Raw genomic sequence first — 17356 nt, 5'->3', positions numbered from 1 at the left:
GGGGGAAAAGGGGCCGACGTTGTGCGCCGGTCTCGTCCCAGGTGTCAGCCGACGTTCTCCTCCGGAGCGGCCGGCTTGAGCTGGTTGACGGCGCCGAGCAAGTCGAAGGAGAACCAGATCTCGTCCATGGTCTCCTTGTCCTCATCCCAGTACGCCATCGTCAGACCCGTGACGAACATCTGCTTCCCGGCCGGTTCGATGCCCAGGAACTCCATGCCGTCATGCGTCGCTTCCTGGTCCCACCGGACGATGGTGCGGTTCCCGGAGACGACGAAGTCCCGCGTCTCCATGGTCTGCTTCGGGAAGATCGCCAGGTACGCCTTGAAGTAGTCCTTGACCGCCGCGCGTCCGTGAACGTCGCCGAGCGGCGTGTGCACCACGATGTTCTCGCCCATCACCTCGTCGATCACGCCGTAGTTCGGGGCATTCTCCGGGTACCAGATTTCGTCGACGAACCGACGGTGGTTCACCTCAAGAGGCGATGTCATCTGTTCTTCCTCACTCGAAGGTGCTGCATTGAGAACCGGGTCAGTTGACTGCCCGGTCGTGCTCGGTCCAGAAACGGTCGCGCAGGACACGGCGAAGGATCTTGCCGCTGGGGTTGCGCGGGACCGCGTCGATGAACTCGTATTTGGTGGGGATCTTGAAAGCGGCGAGCCGGTCGCCGAGGAACGCCCTGAGCTGGTGGGGCGCGACGGAGGCGTCCGGGTGCCGTACGACGAAGGCGTGCACCGCCTCGCCCCAGCGGTCGTCCGGGACGCCGATGACGGCCACATCCAGGACCGCCGAGTGCGCGCTGATCGCGTTCTCCACCTCGGCCGGGTAGATGTTCTCCCCGGCCCGGATGATCATTTCCTTGATGCGGTCCTGAATGAACAGGTAGCCGGACTCGTCCCTGTACCCGGCGTCGCCGGTGTGGATCCAGCCGTCGATGAGGGTCTTGCCGGTGGCCTCCGGCAGGTTCCAGTACTCCAGCATCCGGGCGGGGGTCTTCAGGCACACCTCCCCCACCTCCCCGGGCGGCAGCGGCACGCCGTCCGCATCGATGATCTTGAGTTCGATGCCGGGGTAGGGCCGCCCGGCCGCCCGCAGCCGGGGGCTTCCCAGCACGTGATCGGCGGGCGGCAGGCACACCGCGGTGTTCCCGGTCTCGGTCAGACCGTAAATCTGCGCGAGGTCACACTTCATGACCTCCATGCACCGCTGGAGCAGCGTCTCGGAGATCGGCGATCCGCCGTAGATGGTCTTGCGCAGGGTCACGAAGTCGGCACTGGAGGAGTCCGGTTCCGACAGCAGCATCAGCAGCATCGCCGGAACCATGAACGCCGTGGTGATACCGGACGTCCGGATCAGCTCCAGTACGTCCTTGGCACCGAAGGAGCGTACGGCGATGTTGGTGACGCCCGCGTTGAACCCCTGGGTGGCCCACCACAGCCCGCCGATGTGCGAGCCGGAGATCCCGATGAGGCTCTTGTCGTCCGGCCGCCAGTCGATCCAGTCCAGACCCTCCGCGTCCAGCAGGCCGCGGACCGCGAAGAAGCTGCGGTGGGCCAGGACCACGCCCTTGGGGAATCCCGTCGTGCCGCTGGTGTACATCTGGGCGAGCGGGTCGTCGGTGTGGGACTGCGCCGGTACGGCCTCGCCCGCCCCGGCAGCCTGCCACTCCAGGAACGCCGTCCCGTCCGTCCCCGCACAGTCCAGAAGCACCAGTTCCCGCACATCCGTGAGCTGCGCACGCAACTGACGCACTGTCGGAAGGAACTCCTCCTCCACGAAGAGCAGTTCGGCGACCGAGTCGCGCAGGATGTACGCCACCTCCTCGGGCGCGAGCCGCCAGTTCACGGGTACGAGCACCACGCCGGTCATGGCACAGGCGAAGAGAAGCTCGTAGAACCGCACCGACTCCTTGCCCAAGTAGGCGACCCGGGTCCCTCTCCCCGCGCCCGACGCCAGCAGCGCGGCAGCGCTCGCGGCGCTCTCCCCGCGCAGCTCCCCGTAGCTGAGCTGGGCGCCCTCGCAGCAGATGGCGGTGCGGTCCGGCTGCTGCTCGGCGTGGAAGGCGAGCGTGGCGTCAAGCGTCCGCAGGTCCGGCGGAGGTGCGATGTGAGCGGTCATGGTTCACCCATTCCTCTGGAATCGTGTGGCCCGGAGCCAGTAGCGCCGACGCTGGAAGGCATACGTGGGCAGGTCCACGAGGCGGGCGCCGGAACCGGAGAAGAGGCCGGCCCAGTCCACGGACTCGCCCTGGCAGTGGGCCTCGACCCGGGCGCGGAAGTCGGCCGGGGCGGATGCGCCGATGACTCCGGGCTCCGCACGTCCCTCGGCAAGCGCGGCCAGGCCCTCCAGGAAGCCGTCACGGTCGGCCGCCAGCACGGCAGCGCGGTGCTTGAGACCGGCACGGCTCGCCGCCAGCGAACGGGCCACGTCCCGGTCCGCCAGCTCGGGGTGTTCGGTCAGGTGGGCGTGGAGGCGGGCGGCCTGCGCGCGCAGCGCCGGTACGGACGCGGCGGACAGCAACCACGGCACGGGCGACCCGAGGGCGGGGTCGGTGGCCGCGGTCCGGTCGGGAGAGTCCGCCGGCGACGACTGGTCGAGCGGGCCGGGCGGCGGTGCCTGCTCGATGATGGCGTGGACGTTGGTGCCGCTGACTCCGTAGGAGGAGATGCCCGCGCGGCGCGGCCGGTCCCGCTCCGGCCACGGCACCGGCTCGGCCAGCAGCCGGACCGTACCCGCGGACCAGTCCACCATCGACGTCGGCTGCTCGGCGTGCAGCGACCTCGGCAGCAGGCCGTTCCGCATGGCCATCACCAACTTGATGATGCCGCCGATGCCGCCCGCCGCCTGCGTGTGCCCGATGTTCGACTTCAGGGTCCCCAGCCACAGGGGCTGCCCCGGCGGGCGCTCGGCACCGTAGGTGTCCATCAGCGCCTGCACCTCGATCGAGTCACCCAAAGGCGTGCCCGTGCCGTGCGCCTCCACCGCGTCGATGTCCCCGGGTCCCAGCCGGGCGGCGTCGAGCGCCTCGCGGATCATCCGCCGGTGCGCCTGCCCGTTGGGCGCGGTGAGCCAATGGGACACACCGTCCTGGACGACGGCGGAACCCCGCACCACCGCGAGGATCGTACGGCCGTTGCGCCGGGCATCCGACAGCCGTTCCAGGGCGAGCATCCCGGCGCCCTCGGACATCCCCATACCGTCCATGGCGTCGGAGAAGGACTTGCAGCGTCCGTCCGGGGCCAGCGCACGCGACCGGCTGAAGGTCACCAGCGGGCTCGGGGTCGCCATCACCGTGGCCCCGCCCACCAGCGCCAGCGAGGACTCTCCGCTGCGCAGCGACTGGATCGCCAGATGCAGCGACACGAGCGCCGAGGAACACGCCGTGTCCACCGTCACGGCCGGTCCATGGAGCCCGAACGCGTACGCGATCCGGCCCGAGGCCACACTCCCCAGGCTGCCTACCGCCAGGTCGCCCTCGAACCCCTCGGGCGGCCGGGCCACGTTTCCGCCGTAATCGTTGTAGATGACGCCGGCGAACACACCGGTCCGGCTCTCCCGCAAGGACGTGGGGTCGATACCCGCCCGCTCCAGCGCCTCCCAGGCCGTCTCCAGGAGCAGCCGCTGCTGCGGGTCGACGGCCAGTGCCTCCTGCTCGGAGATCCGGAAGGGCTCCGGGTCGAAGTCCGCGGCATCGTGCAGGAAGCCGCCCTCCCGGGTGTAACAGGTGCCCGGCTGGTCGGGGTCGGGATCGTAGAGGTCCTCGTCCCAGTCCCGGTCGGACGGGAACTTCGAGATGGCGTCCTCGCCGTTCTCCAGCAGCCGCCACAGGTCCTCCGGGGTCTGCACACCGCCCGGGAACCGGCAGGCCATGCCGACGATGGCCACCGGCTCGTTCTGCCGCTCCGCCGCCTCGGAGAGGTCCGCCAACTCCCGCTTGGCACGCCGGAGATCGAGCGTTACGCGTTTGAGGTAGTCCCGCAGCTGGGTCTCGTTTGCCATGAGCGAGGGGAGCCTTCCCTTGAGGTCGGTCGAGGTCCGGGTCGGGCGGATCAGCGGATCGGCGGATGAGATTCCGCTCACCGGTCGGCGGCGCCGAGTTCTTCGTCGATCAGCTGCAGGAGCTGCTCGTCGGTGGCGTCCGCGATGTCGGCATCGTCGACCGCGTCGGCATCGGAGGCGGCTGCGGGCGATGCGGGCGATGCCTCTTCGGACGGGGCGGTCGCCGTCGTGCCGAAGAGCCGGGCGCCGATGTAGCGCGCCAACGCGGCCGGCGTGGGGTGGTCGAAGACGAGCGTGGCGGGCAGCCGCAGGCCGGTGGCCTCGTCGAGGACGTTGCGGAGCTGGGTCGCGGTGAGCGAGTCGAAGCCCAGATCGGCCAGGTAGTTCTCGGGCGGGATGCCGCCGGCCTCGGAGTACCGCAGCACACCAGCGATCCGGGCCCGTACCAGGTCCAGCAGCTCAGCCGCCCGCTCCGGCTCCGGCAGCCCGGCCAGCCGCGTCCGCAGACCGTCCGTGTCGTCGGATCCGGTACGCAGCGCACCGTCCTGCGGCCCGGCGGGGACCAAGGCACTCAGGAGCGGCGGCACCGGTGCGCCCGAAGTGCGCAGTGCGGTCGTGTCCAGCCGCGCCGTCAGCAGCACCGGCGCTTCGGTGTTCGCCACCGAGTCGAAGAGGGCGAGGCCCTGTTCGGTGTCCAGAGGCAGCACCCCGGTGCGGCGGAGCTGCGCGGCCAGACCGTCCCGGTCCAGCTCGCCGACCATCCCGCTGTCCGTGTCCCAGTAACCCCACGCCATCGCGGTGCCCGGCAGCCCGGCGGCCCTGCGGTGCCATGCCAACGCCTCCAGCAGCGCGTTCGCGGCGGCGTAGTTGGCCTGTCCTGGCGCGCCGAGCGTCGCCGCCGCCGAGGAGAAGAGCACGAACCTCCGCAGGTCCAGGCCCAGTTCGCCGGCCAGTTCGTGGAGGTGGAGCGCGGCGTCGGCCTTCGGCCGGAACGCCCTGGCGATCCGGTCGGGCCCGAGCGAGCCGATCACTCCGTCGTCGAGGGCGCCGGCCGCGTGCACGACCGCGGTCAGCGGGTGTTCCGTCGGTACGGTTGCCAGCAACTGCGCCAGCGCACCGCGGTCCCCGGCGTCGCACGCGGTGACGGACACCGTTGCCGCGCCCAGCTCGTACAGCTCGCGCTCCAGGTCCGACGCGCCCGGCGCCTGCGGACCCTGACGGCCTATCAGCAGCAGGTGCCGTACGCCGTGCCCGGTCACCAGGCGGCGGGCGACCAGGCCGCCCAGTGCCCCGGTGCCACCGGTGATCAGCACCGTACCGTCGGGGTCCCCGAAGGTCGCGCGGTCCGGGTCGCCGGGCGCGGCCGGGTCTCCTTCCAGGACATCGGCGCGCACCAGGCGCGGCGCCAGGGCCTGTCCCGCCCGCACCGCCAGCTGGGGCTCGCGGGTGGCCACCGCGCCGGGAATCGCGCGGAGCGACGCACTGTCGTCGTCGGTGTCCAGCAGCACGAACCGGTCCGGGTTCTCGCTCTGCGCCGAGCGCACCAGCCCCCACGATGCGGCGTGCGCCAGATCCGGCACCCGCTCGTCCGCACCTGCGGCGACCGCGCCCCGCGTCACCAGCACCAGTCGGCTCTGGTTCAGCCGCTCCTGCCCCAGCCATTCCTGCAGAAGCGCCAACGCTCGGCAGGTCGCCTCTTGGGCCCGGTCGGCGAGCGCGCCCTCCCGTGTGTCCTGGGCCTGCGCCGCGAAGTGGGGGACGAGCAGCACATCCGGTGCGGAGGCGCCCCCGTCCAACGCCGCCAGCAGCGCGGAGAGATCGTCGTAACGCTCGGCACCGGGCACGTTCAGGCCGTCCCCGAGCACCGCCCACGATCCGCCGGCACCGGCCGGCGGCACCGGCTGCCACTCGGTGCGGAAAGGCACGTCGCGGCGGCTGTCCCCGGCCGCGGTGATCTGTTCCAGGTCCACCGCAAGAAGCGTGAGCGCCTCCACCGCAGCCACCGGCCGGCCGTCGGTACCGCTCACCGTCAACGACACGGAATCGGGGCCGCCGGGCACCAGGTGGACCCGCAGTTCGGATACGCCCGTGGCCTGCCGGGTCACCTTCCGCCAGGCGGAGGGCAGCCGCAGCTCGGTGGCGTCCAGACCGAGCGGGTGCAGGGCCGCGTCGAGCAGCGCGGGGTGCACGAGGAACGCACCGGGCTTCCAGGTCGACGCCGACGGGCCGTCCATGGGGAGCTGCGGCAGGCGCACCTCGGCGAACAGTTCCTCGCCGCGCCGCCACACCGCGTGCAGTCCCCGGAACGCCGGTCCGCACTCCGCGCCGAGGGACGTGAGCCGCCCGTACAGCCCCTCGACGGGCACCGGCTCGGCTCCCGGCGGCGGCCAGACGCCGGATCCCTCGGGCGCCCGGCCGTCGCCGACGGCGAGCGCCCCCCTGGCGTGGCAGGTCCAGGGCTGTCCCGGTGGCGTGTCCTCCGTACGGGAGTACACGGACACCGGCCGGTGACCGAAGTCGTCCGGCTCGCCGACGGTCACCTGTACGCGGACATTGCCCTGTTCCGGCAGCACGAGCGGCGCCTCCAGCACCAGCTCGGCCAGCTCGTCGCACCCCACCTCTTCACCGGCACGCAGCGCCATCTCCACGAACGCCGTGCCCGGCAGCAGCACCGACCCCGCCACCGCGTAATGGGCCAGCCACGAATGAGACTCCAGGGACAGACGCCCCGTCAGCAGCACCTCACCGGTCTCCGCCGACTCCACCGCCGCGCCCAGCAGCGGGTGACCGGCAGCCGCCAGCCCGAGCCCCGCCGCATCACCGGTGGCGGGCGCCACGGATGCGGGCCAGAACCGCTCCTGCTGGAACGCGTACGTCGGCAGTGCCACCCGGGCCGGGCCGGTCCCCAGAACCGCTTCCCAGTCCAGCCCGACGCCCTGCACATACGCCTGTCCCAGCGCGGCGACGAACTGCGCCAGCTCCCCCTGGTCCCGACGCAGCGACCCCAGCGCCGCCCCCTCGTACGGCGATGCCTCCAGCACCTGCTCCACCGCCGCCGTCAGCACCGGATGCGCAGTGGCCTCCACGAACACCCGGTAGCCCGCGGTCAGCAGCACCTCCACACCCCGCTGGAACTCCACCGGCTCCCGCAGGTTCCGATACCAGTACCCGGCATCCAGACCGGCGGTGTCGATCACCTCACCCGCCAGCGTGGAGCAGAAGACCACATCGGATACCGACCGCGGCTCGATGTCCGCCAGCAGTTCCCTCAGACGCTCCTCGACCACCTCGACATGCGCCGAATGGGACGCATAGTCGACCGGGACGCGGCGGGCCCAGATGCCCTCGGCCGCCAGGCCGTCCAGCAGCTCGTCCATCGCGTCGGCATCACCCGACACCACCGTGGACGCGGACGAGTTGACCACCGCGACGGACAACCTGCCGCCCCAGGCGGCCAGGCGCTCCTCGACCGCGGCCCGGCCCAGCATGACCGAGGCCATGCCGCCCTTCCCGGCCAGCTCCTTCAGCAGCTGGCTGCGCAGTGCCACGATCCGTGCGGCGTCCTCCAACGACAGCGCACCGGCCACATAGGCCGCCGCGATCTCGCCCTGGGAGTGGCCCACCACCGCCGCCGGCGTCACCCCGTAGTGACGCCACAGCTCGGCCAGCCCCGTCATGACGGTGAACAGGGCCGGCTGCACGACCTCGGCGACCTGATCCAGCGCGTCCGTGCCCTCCTCGCCTCGCAGAACCGCGCGCAACGACCAGTCCAGATACGGCGCGAAGGCCCGCTCGCACCGGTCGACCCACTCCGCGAACACGGGGGACGAATCCAGGAGCGCCCGGCCCATGCCCACCCACTGCGACCCCTGACCGGGGAAGACCAGCACCACTCCCGGGCCTTCTGCCTCCCGGCCCGTGACCACGTCCGGGGCGGACACCCCGGCCGCCAGCGCTTCCAGACCATCGATCGCCGCCGCGCGGTCCCGCGCAACGACCGCGCCGCGATGCTCGAAGGCCGTACGGTGCCGGGCCAGCGCCACCGCCATCCCGGCGTCAGCGACCTCGGGTTCCGTCGTCGTCCGCAGGAAGTCCGCCAGCCGTCCCGCCTGCTCCCGCAGCGCCGCCTCCGACCGGGCGGAAACCGGCCACAGCACCCCGCCTGCGGCCGAGCCCGGCGCGGCAGCTTCCGCCTGCGCTTCCTCCTGCTCCTGCGGCGCCTCCTCCAAGATGAGGTGGGCGTTGGTCCCGCTGATGCCGAACGAGGAGATACCGGCCCTACGAGCCCGACCGGTCTCGGGCCACGGCACCTGCTCCGTCGCCAACTCCACGGCACCGGACGACCAGTCGACGTGCGGCGAGGGCGCGTCCACGTGCAGCGTTGCGGGCACCACGCCGTGCTGGAGTGCCAGCACCGACTTGATCACACCCGCGACACCGGCCGCCGCCTGCGTATGGCCGACGTTCGACTTCATCGACCCCAACAACAGCGGAGGGGCCTTCGGATCGCGCTGACCGTACGTCGCCAGCAACGCCTGCGCCTCGATCGGATCACCCAGCGACGTCCCCGTACCGTGCGCCTCCACCACGTCCACATCGCCCACCGACAGATCCGCCGCGGCCAACGCCTGCCGGATCACCCGCTGCTGCGACGGACCATTGGGAGCCGTCAGGCCATTCGACGCACCGTCCTGATTCACCGCACTGCCGCGCACCACCGCCAGTACCCGGTGCCCGTTGCGCCGCGCGTCCGACAGCCGCTCCAGCACCACCATCCCCACGCCCTCGCTCATGGCGGTGCCGTCGGCGGCCGCGGCGAAGGGCTTGCAGCGGCCCTCGGGCGACAGCGCCCGCTGCCTGCTGAACTCGATGTAGACGGTGGGCGTGGGAATCGACGTCACACCGCCGGCCAGCGCCATCGAGCACTCGCCCTGGCGCAGCGCCTGCGCCGCCAGGTGGATCGTCACCAGCGACGACGAGCACGCCGTGTCGACCGCGACCGCGGGGCCTTCGGCGCCCAGCACGTACGCCACCCGGCCCGCGGCGACACTGGTCGTGGTGCCCAGGTCGAAGTACCCCTCGACCTGGTCGAAGATCGGCTGGAGGAGCAGCGAGTAGTTCGACGGGAAGGCCCCGGTGAACACACCCGTGCGGCTGCCCCTGACCGAGGACGGGTCGATGCCGGCCTGCTCCAGCGCCTCCCACGACGTCTCCAGCAGCAGCCGCTGCTGCGGATCCATCGCCAGCGCCTCCCGCGGCGAGATACCGAAGAACGCCGCGTCGAACTCCACGGTCTCCCGGAGGAATCCGCCGTCCCGGACGTAACTCGTCCCCTGTCCCTCGGGGTCCGGGTCGTACAGCGCCTCAAGATCCCAGCCCCGGTCGTCGGGGAACGGGCCGAACCCTTCCCCGCCGGAGGACAGCATCTCCCACAGGTCCTCGGGGGACTCCACACCGCCGGGGAAGCGACACGCCATCCCCACGATCGCGATCGGCTCCGATGCCGTGTCGCGCAGCTTCTGATTCTCCGCCCGCAGCTGCTGGACCTCGGTCAGCGATGCCCGCAGGGCGCTGACGACCTTCTCGTTGGGTGCGTCCATCTCGAACTCGAACCTCGCTCTTCGGTGCTGTGTGGTCAGGAGTGGTGATCGTCAAGCGCCAGCCGGATGAGCTCGTCCACGTCCATCGCGGCGATGGCATCCGCCTCGGCGGTACCGGACGGCTCCTCGTTCCCGGGTCCGGCCGTCGCGGCCGTTTCGGGGAGCAGCCGCTCACGCAGGTAGCGGGCGAGCTCGGCGGGGGTGGGATAGTCGAAAACCAGCGTGGCGGGCAGCCGCTGCCCGGTTGCCCGGGAGAGTCGGTTGCGCAGCTCGACGGTGGTGAGCGAGTCGAATCCGAGGTCGATGAAGCGGTGTTCCGGCCGCACGCCTTCGGGAGTCACGGAACCGAGTACCGCAGCCACCTCGGTCTGTACGAGGCTGCGCAGCATCCGGTCCTGCTCGGTCTCCGTGTCGGCGGCCAGCAGACTCTGGACGAGTCCGGAGGCTGCGGTCTCCGGTCCGCTCGTCGCCGCACGGCGACGCCGGGGCATGCGGACCAGCCCCCGCAGCAGCAGCGGCACGGCACCCGCGCCGGACTGCAGTGCGGCGGTGTCGAGACGGGTGGTCACCAGGACGGGTTCCGCGGTGGCCGTCCCCCTGGCCGTCGCGGTGTCGAAGAGGGCGAGGCCCTGTTCGGTCTCCAGCGGCAGCACACCGATCCGGCGGAGCCGTGCCAGCGTGCCCTCCCGGTCGAGGTGCTGGGTCATCCCCGTGGCCTGGTCCCAGTAACCCCAGGCCAGTGAGGTGGCGGCAAGGCCCTGTGCCCTGCGGTGTGTGGCCAGGCCGTCCAGGAAGGCGTTCGCCGCGGCGTAGTTCGCCTGCCCGGCGGTGCCGAGAATGCCGGCGACGGAGGAGAACAGCGCGAAAATGGACAGGTCGTGGCCGCGGGTGAGTTCATGAAGGTTCCAGGCCGCCCGTACCTTCGGGGCCATGACGCGGGCGAGCTGGTCGGTGGTCAGCGAGGGGACGACGCCGTCGTCCAGGATGCCCGCCGCGTGGACCACGGCCGTCAGCGGATGGTCGCCGGGGATGTCGTCCAGGACTGCGGTCAGTGCCGCTCGGTCGGCGGCGTCGCACGCCGCGATGGTCACCTTGGTGCCCAGCGCCGCCAGCTCCGCTTCCAGTTCCGCTGTACCGGGGGCCTGCCGGCCGCTGCGGCTGGTCAGCACCACGTGCGCGAAGCGGTGCGTACGGACCAGGTGCCGCGCGACCAGGCCGCCCAGGGTGCCGGTGCCGCCGGTCACGAGCAGGGTGCCGGGCCGGTCCGGTACGTCGGGTACGGGCGCGGGCGCGTCCTGGCCGTGGGGCGCCAGCCGGGGCACGAGCGCCCGCCCGCCGCGCAGCGCGATCTGAGACTCTTCAGCCGCGATCGCCGCCGTGAGTGCGGCGGGCAACGCCGCCCAGGACGACGGGTCGTCATCCATGTCCACGAGCAGGAACCGGCCGGGGTTCTCGGTCTCCGCCGAGCGCACCAGCCCCCATACCGGGGCGCCGGCCAGGCCGGTGACATCCGCGCCGGGCTCGGTGGCCACCGCGCTGCTGGTGAGCACAGCCAGCCGGGAGCCGGCCCAGCGGTCGTCGGCGAGCCATTGCTGTACGAGCTCCAGCACGTCCGCCGTGACCGCCGCCGCCGACTGCGGTACGTCCACGCCGGCGGTCACGCCCGGATACGGCGCCAGCACCACGCCGGGCGCGCTGTCTCCGAGAGCAGCCAGGTCCGGATAGACCTCGGCTCGCACGGCCGTTCCGGCACGGGCGGCGACGTCCCGCGCGCCCAGGTCCGCACCGGCATCGATGACCGCGTAGGTGTCCGTGGCCGCGACCGCCTTCGCCTCGGGCAGCGGCTGCCAGGCCAGGCGGAAGAGCGCCTGCTCCGCGCCGTCACGGGCCTGGCGCAACTGCTCGACCGAGACCGGCCGGGTCACCAGCTCACGCGCCGACGCCACCGGCCGGCCCGTAAGGTCGGCCAGCTCGACGGCCACTGTGCCGGTGCCCCGGGGCAGCAACCGGACCCGCAGCCCATCGGCGCCCGTGGCGTGCAGCCGGACGGCGTTCCAGGAGAACGGGAGCCAAGGCCCCTCGCCGTCGTCGTCGAGACCGCCGTTGAGCAGCATCGGGTGGAGAGCGGTGTCCAGCAGGGCAGGGTGCAGGCCGAATGCACCGGCCGGATCGCCCCCGCGCGGTGCGCCGTTGGAAGCCTGCGGCAGGCGCACCTCGGCGAACAGTTCCTCGCCGCGCCGCCACACCGCGTGCAGTCCCCGGAACACCGGACCGTAGTCGTAACCGCGCCGCGCCGTCCGTGCGTAGAAGTCCTCGATCGCCACCGGCTGTGCGCCGGCCGGCGGCCACGACGCGTCGGCATCCCGTACGTCATCCGAAACCGCATCGCCGGAACCGGACGTCGCGGCCTCGGTGACCAGACCGCCCGCATGCCGGGTCCACGGGTCTCCGGGGCCCGCCGACTCGTCCCGGGAGTACACGGACACCGGCCGGTGTCCGGTGTCGTCCGGCTCGCCGACGGTCACCTGTACGCGGATGTTGCCCTGTTCCGGCAGCACGAGCGGCGCCTCCAGCACCAGCTCGGCCAGCTCGTCGCACCCCACCTCTTCACCGGCACGCAGCGCCATCTCCACGAACGCCGTGCCCGGCAGCAGCACCGACCCGGCCACCGCGTGATCGGCCAGCCAGGGGTGAGACTCCAGGGACAGACGCCCCGTCAGCAGTACCTCGCCGGTCTCCGCCGACTCCACCGCCGCGCCCAGCAGCGGATGCCCGGCCGCCGCCAGCCCGGCCGCCGCCACGTCACCGGCGGCAGGCGCCACGGATGCGGGCCAGAACCGCTCCCGCTGGAACGCGTACGTCGGCAGCGCCACTTCGGCCGGGCCGGTCCCCAGAACCGCTTCCCAGTCCAGCCCGACTCCCCGCACATACGCCTGTCCCAGCGCGGTGACGAACTGCTCCAGCTCGCCGTGGTCCCGACGCAGCGACCCCAGCACCGCGCCCTCGTACGACGATGCCTCCAGCACCTGCTCCACCGCGGCCGTCAGCACCGGATGCGCACTGGCCTCCACGAACACCCGGTGACCGGCGGCCAGCAGCGTCTCCACCGCCCGCTGGAACTCCACGGGCTCCCGCAGGTTCCGGTACCAGTACCCCGCGTCCAGAGCAGCGGTGTCGAGCACTTCGCCGGTCACCGTGGAGCAGAAAACGGCACCGGATGCCGACCGCGGCTCGATGTCCGCCAGCAGTTCCCTCATGCGCTCCTCGACCACCTCGACGTGCGCCGAGTGGGACGCGTAGTCGATGGGGACGCGGCGGGCCCAGATGCCCTCGGCTGCCAGGCGCTCCAGCAGCTGGTCGATCGCGTCGGCATCACCCGACACCACCGTGGACGCGGGCGAGTTGGCCACCGCGACGGACAACCGGCCGTCCCCGGCGGCCAGGCGCTCCTCGACCGCGGCCCGGCCCAGCATGACCGAGGCCATCGCGCTCTTCCCGGCCAGCTCCTTCAGCAGCTGGCTGCGCAGTGCCACGATCCGTGCGGCGTCCTCCAACGACAATGCGCCCGCCACGTAGGCCGCCGCGATCTCGCCCTGGGAGTGGCCCACCACCGCCGCCGGCGTCACGCCGTAGTGACGCCACAGCTCGGCCAGTCCCGTCATGACGGTGAACAGGGCGGGCTGCACGACCGCGTCGCCCTGATCCAGCGAGGCCGTGCCCGCCTCTCCGCGCAACACCGCGCGCAACGACCAGTCCAGGTACGGGGCGAAGGCCCGCTCGCACCGGTCGACCCACTCCGCGAACACCGGGGACGAATCCAGGAGCGCCCGGCCCATGCCCACCCACTGCGACCCCTGACCAGGGAAGACCAGCACCACTCCCTGGCCCGGCGGCACCACGCGATCGGTCACCACCCCGGCCGACTCCGTCCCGCCCGCGAGTGCTTCCAAGCCCGCCACGGCCTCGGACCGGTCCCGTGCCACCACCGCGCCGCGATACTCGAAGGCCGTACGGTGCCGGGCCAACGCCACCGCGATGCCCGCATCCGTCACTTCGGGGCCCGCGTCGTCGGATCCCACGCCGCTCGGTCCCGTCCGCAGGAAGTCCGCCAGCCGTCCCGCCTGCTCCCGCAGCGCCGCCTCCGACCGGCCGGAAACCGGCCACAGCACCCCGCCCGCGGCCGAGCCCGGCGCGACAGCTTCCGCCGCCGGCGACGCTTCCTGCTCCTGCGGCGCCTGCTCCAAGATGACGTGGGCGTTGGTCCCGCTGATGCCGAACGAGGAGATACCGGCCCTACGAGCCCGACCGGTCTCGGGCCACGGCACCTGCTCCGTCACCAACTCCACCGCGCCCGCCGACCAGTCGACGTGCGGCGAGGGCGCATCCACATGCAGCGTCGCCGGCACCACGCCGTGCTGCAGCGCCAGCACCGACTTGATCACACCGGCAACGCCCGCTGCCGCCTGCGTATGGCCGATGTTCGACTTCATCGACCCCAGCAACAGCGGAGCGGCCTGCGCATCGCGCTGACCGTACGTCGCCAGCAACGCCTGCGCCTCGATCGGATCGCCCAGCGCCGTCCCCGTACCGTGCGCCTCCAGCACATCCACATCGCCCACCGACAGATCCGCCGCGGCCAACGCCTGCCGGATCACCCGCTGCTGCGACGGACCGTTCGGAGCCGTCAGGCCATTCGACGCACCGTCCTGGTTCACCGCACTGCCGCGCACCACCGCCAGCACCCGGTGCCCGTTGCGCCGCGCGTCCGACAGCCGCTCCAGCACGACCATCCCCACGCCCTCGGCGGGTCCGAAGCCGTCCGCGCTCGCGGCGAAGGAGCGGCAGCGCCCGTCGGGCGACAGCGCGCGCTGCCGGCAGAAGCCCTGGAAGACGCTGGGGCCGGAGAGCACGGTCGCCCCGCCGGCCAGCGCCATCGAGCACTCGCCCTGGCGCAGCGCCTGCGCCGCCAGGTGGATCGTCACCAGCGACGACGAGCATGCCGTGTCGACGGTCAGCGCGGCGCCTTCCAGGCCCAGGGCGTACGCCACCCGGCCGGAGGCCACGCTGCTGTGGGTGCCGGTCGTGTAGTACATGTCGCTCTCGGGCACGGACTTGGCGACCAGCGGGTAGTCGAAGTTGGCCACACCTGCGTACACCGCGGTCTGTGATCCCCTCAGTGACGCGGGGTCGATGCCGGCCTGCTCCAGCGCCTCCCACGACGTCTCCAGCAGCAGCCGCTGCTGCGGATCCATCGCCACCGCCTCCCGCGGCGAGATGCCGAAGAACGCCGCGTCGAACTCCAGGGCACGGTCGAGGAATCCGCCTTCGCGCACGTAACTGGTGCCCTGCCGGTCGGGGTCCGGGTCGTACAGCGCCTCGAGATCCCAGCCCCGGTCGTCAGGGAACGGGCCGTGTCCCTCCGCGCCGGAGGAGACCAGCTCCCACAGGTCCTCCGGGGACTCCACACCGCCCGGGAAGCGGCAGGCCATCGCGACGATCGCGATCGGCTCGTCGCTCACCCCCGTGGCCGTCGGCTCGGGTTCCGCAGACGCCACCGGCTCGGATTCGCCGACGAGTTGAGTGTCGAGGAACTCGGCCAGCAGCGTCGGCGTCGGGTGGTCGAAGACCATGGTGGACGGCAGGCTCGCGCCGCTGAGACCGTCGAGCCGGTCGCGCAGTTCGACCGCGATGAGCGAGTCCACGCCCAGGTCCAGGAACGTCACATCGGCCGGCACGTCCTCCAGGCCGGGGTATCCCAGCAACTCGGCCACCTGGCCGCGTACCGCCTGGAGCAGGACATGGGTCCGTTCGCCGCCCGAGAGGCCGACGAGTCGCTGGGCGAGCGCCGAAGCAGAATTCATGAGATCGCACCTTCAAAATCCGCGCAAGGGAGCGCCCACGCCACTGGGCGGCCGGGAGAACCAACGAATCACAGGGAAATCCGGGCGGAATTTCCGTTGCCAACCAACAATGCTGGCCCGCAGGCCGGGGTTGATACTCGTCGCGCGCCGTCCCGGCCACAAGCCTCATGCGTTCTCGCGAAGCCTGCCGCACCACCCCTCCCGGCCGGTACGGCACCGGCCGGAACCGCGGTTCCGTAGCGCATAACTGCAGCTCAGGGACTTCTCTCGGAGAGAGGTCCGGCGAAGTCGCCCCCCGGACACGAAGCTGCGGCCGACTTTAGAGCGGCCTTAGACCTGCTTCAGAGATCCCGTCCATTATTGACATCGCGGTCTTTGTGCCTTTTCGTTGAAGACGCCTCTACCGCTGACAGCGCATGGATCAGATGCTGTATGCGTGTCCTGCGGACGGCATTCCCCCTCAAGCGCTTTCCCTGTTTCTCCAGAGGTGTCGCCATGAGCGATTTCGGAAGACCACCTGATTCCCCCGATTTCGAGCCGTCCATACCCGCCGATCCGTTCGGTGCGCCAGCCGGGCGGGCCGCGGTGCTGTGCGGTGTCGGTGGCTGGGTCCCGCCGCGGGTCGTCACCAACGAAGAGCTCGCGAGCCGCCTCGACACCACAGACGAGTGGATCACCACCCGGACGGGAATCCAGCGGCGTCACGCCGTCGAGCCCGGGCAGGCCACCTCCGACCTCGCCGTGGAAGCGGGCCGCCTGGCGCTGCGCTCGGCCGGCGGCCCGGCCCCGGACACCGTCCTGCTCGCCACCACGACACCCGACCGCCCCTGCCCGGCCACCGCTCCCCTGATCGCCACCCGGCTCGGGCTGCAGGAGGCCGCCGCCTTCGACGTGTCGGCGGTCTGCACGGGGCTCATCTACGCCTTGGCGACCGCGGCCGGTCTGATCGCCACCGGGGTCTCCCGGCGGGTCCTGGTGATCGGCGCCGATGTGTACTCCTCCATCGTCGACCCGGACGACCGCACCAACGCCATCATCTTCGGCGATGGTGCGGGCGCCGTGGTCCTGCGCGCCGGAAACCCCGACGAACCAGGCGCACTTGACCACTTCGACCTGGGCAGCGACGGCGCGTCGGAAGAGCTGATCATGGTGGCGGCCGGGGGCTCCCGGCAGTGGGCCGAATCCCGCCCACCGACCCGCGGCGAACAGCACTTCGCGATGCGCGGCAAAGAGGTGTACCGGCACGCCGTCACGCGCATAGCGGCCTCGGCCCGGGCCACGCTCGCCTCCGCGGGCTGGAAGCCGGGCGACGTGGACTACTTCGTCCCGCACCAGGCCAATGTGCGCATCCTGCACTCCGTGGCCGACGACCTCGGGATCGAACGGTCCCGCTGCGCCAGCCATCTCGTCGACGTGGGCAACACCGGTGCCGCGTCGATTCCGCTGGCACTGGCCCACGCCCACACCGAGGGCACGCTCAAGCCCGGCCATCAGGTACTGCTCACCGGCTTCGGCGGGGGCCTGACCTGGGGCTCCTGCGTACTGCGATGGCCCGACATCGGCCAAGGAGAGGACCCACGATGAGTAACCCCACGCACGAGCAGCTGTACGACCAGCTGGTCGCTGTCCTGCAGTATCTGCACGACGCACCGGCCGAGCAGCTGACGCCGGACGCGACGTACGCCGGCCTCGGTGTCGACTCGCTCACGATGGTCGAGATCTCGCTGCGGCTGGAACGCGAGTTGGGCGTCGAGGTCACCGACACCGAGCTGTCCCAGGACCTCTCCCTCGCGGAGACCGTGCGGCTGATCGAGTCCAAGCTCTCCGCCGACGAGCCCCTGCACCAGACCACCGCGTAACACCATCAACCGGCAAACCGACCACAAGATCCGGCCGGGG

General features: G+C 71.7%; 6 protein-coding genes and 1 pseudogene. 2 read left to right on the top strand and 5 right to left on the bottom strand.

Going from position 1 to position 17356, the window contains the following annotated elements; all coding sequences use genetic code 11:
• Positions 1–44 precede the first annotated feature (44 nt).
• The 5 genes and pseudogenes from ACFWWQ_RS11300 to ACFWWQ_RS11280 all read right to left on the bottom strand — a co-directional run.
• Positions 45–488: an ester cyclase gene (locus ACFWWQ_RS11300; protein WP_384593751.1), complete on the bottom strand. Its 444-nt coding sequence runs from the start codon at positions 486–488 to the stop codon at positions 45–47.
• Positions 489–528: 40 nt separating this feature from the next.
• Entirely contained in the window at positions 529–2115 is a 1587-nt protein-coding gene (locus ACFWWQ_RS11295; protein ID WP_384593748.1) for a long-chain-fatty-acid--CoA ligase, read from the bottom strand.
• A 3-nt stretch (positions 2116–2118) separates the two neighbouring features.
• Positions 2119–3996: a type I polyketide synthase gene (locus ACFWWQ_RS11290; protein WP_384593745.1), complete on the bottom strand. Its 1878-nt coding sequence runs from the start codon at positions 3994–3996 to the stop codon at positions 2119–2121.
• A 77-nt stretch (positions 3997–4073) separates the two neighbouring features.
• Positions 4074–9596, bottom strand: coding sequence for a type I polyketide synthase (locus tag ACFWWQ_RS11285; protein WP_384593742.1), 5523 nt, complete (start codon positions 9594–9596; stop codon positions 4074–4076).
• 35 nt (positions 9597–9631) lie between these two features.
• Positions 9632–15451: pseudogene (locus tag ACFWWQ_RS11280) on the bottom strand (type I polyketide synthase); the annotation flags it as partial.
• A 501-nt stretch (positions 15452–15952) separates the two neighbouring features.
• Here ACFWWQ_RS11280 and ACFWWQ_RS11275 point away from each other — a divergent pair.
• Both ACFWWQ_RS11275 and ACFWWQ_RS11270 read left to right on the top strand, forming a co-directional pair.
• Positions 15953–17041 (top strand): beta-ketoacyl-ACP synthase III, encoded by a 1089-nt coding sequence (locus tag ACFWWQ_RS11275; protein ID WP_384593739.1) that lies wholly within the window; start codon positions 15953–15955, stop codon positions 17039–17041.
• Positions 17038–17316 (top strand): acyl carrier protein, encoded by a 279-nt coding sequence (locus ACFWWQ_RS11270; RefSeq protein WP_384593736.1) that lies wholly within the window; start codon positions 17038–17040, stop codon positions 17314–17316. Before ACFWWQ_RS11275 ends, ACFWWQ_RS11270 begins: the two co-directional genes overlap by 4 nt.
• The last annotated feature ends 40 nt before the right edge of the window (positions 17317–17356 follow it).

Origin of the sequence: Streptomyces sp. NPDC059080, from assembly GCF_042739975.1 — a bacterium.
Classification (GTDB): domain Bacteria; phylum Actinomycetota; class Actinomycetes; order Streptomycetales; family Streptomycetaceae; genus Streptomyces; species Streptomyces benahoarensis.
This window is presented reverse-complemented; position numbering and strand designations above follow the sequence as displayed.

Coding starts and splice junctions, on each gene's coding strand:
- ACFWWQ_RS11300 (WP_384593751.1), bottom strand. CDS start 488: ATGACATCGCCTCTTGAGGTGAACCACCGTCGGTTCGTCGACGAAATC.
- ACFWWQ_RS11295 (WP_384593748.1), bottom strand. CDS start 2,115: ATGACCGCTCACATCGCACCTCCGCCGGACCTGCGGACGCTTGACGCC.
- ACFWWQ_RS11290 (WP_384593745.1), bottom strand. CDS start 3,996: ATGGCAAACGAGACCCAGCTGCGGGACTACCTCAAACGCGTAACGCTC.
- ACFWWQ_RS11285 (WP_384593742.1), bottom strand. CDS start 9,596: ATGGACGCACCCAACGAGAAGGTCGTCAGCGCCCTGCGGGCATCGCTG.
- ACFWWQ_RS11275 (WP_384593739.1), top strand. CDS start 15,953: ATGAGCGATTTCGGAAGACCACCTGATTCCCCCGATTTCGAGCCGTCC.
- ACFWWQ_RS11270 (WP_384593736.1), top strand. CDS start 17,038: ATGAGTAACCCCACGCACGAGCAGCTGTACGACCAGCTGGTCGCTGTC.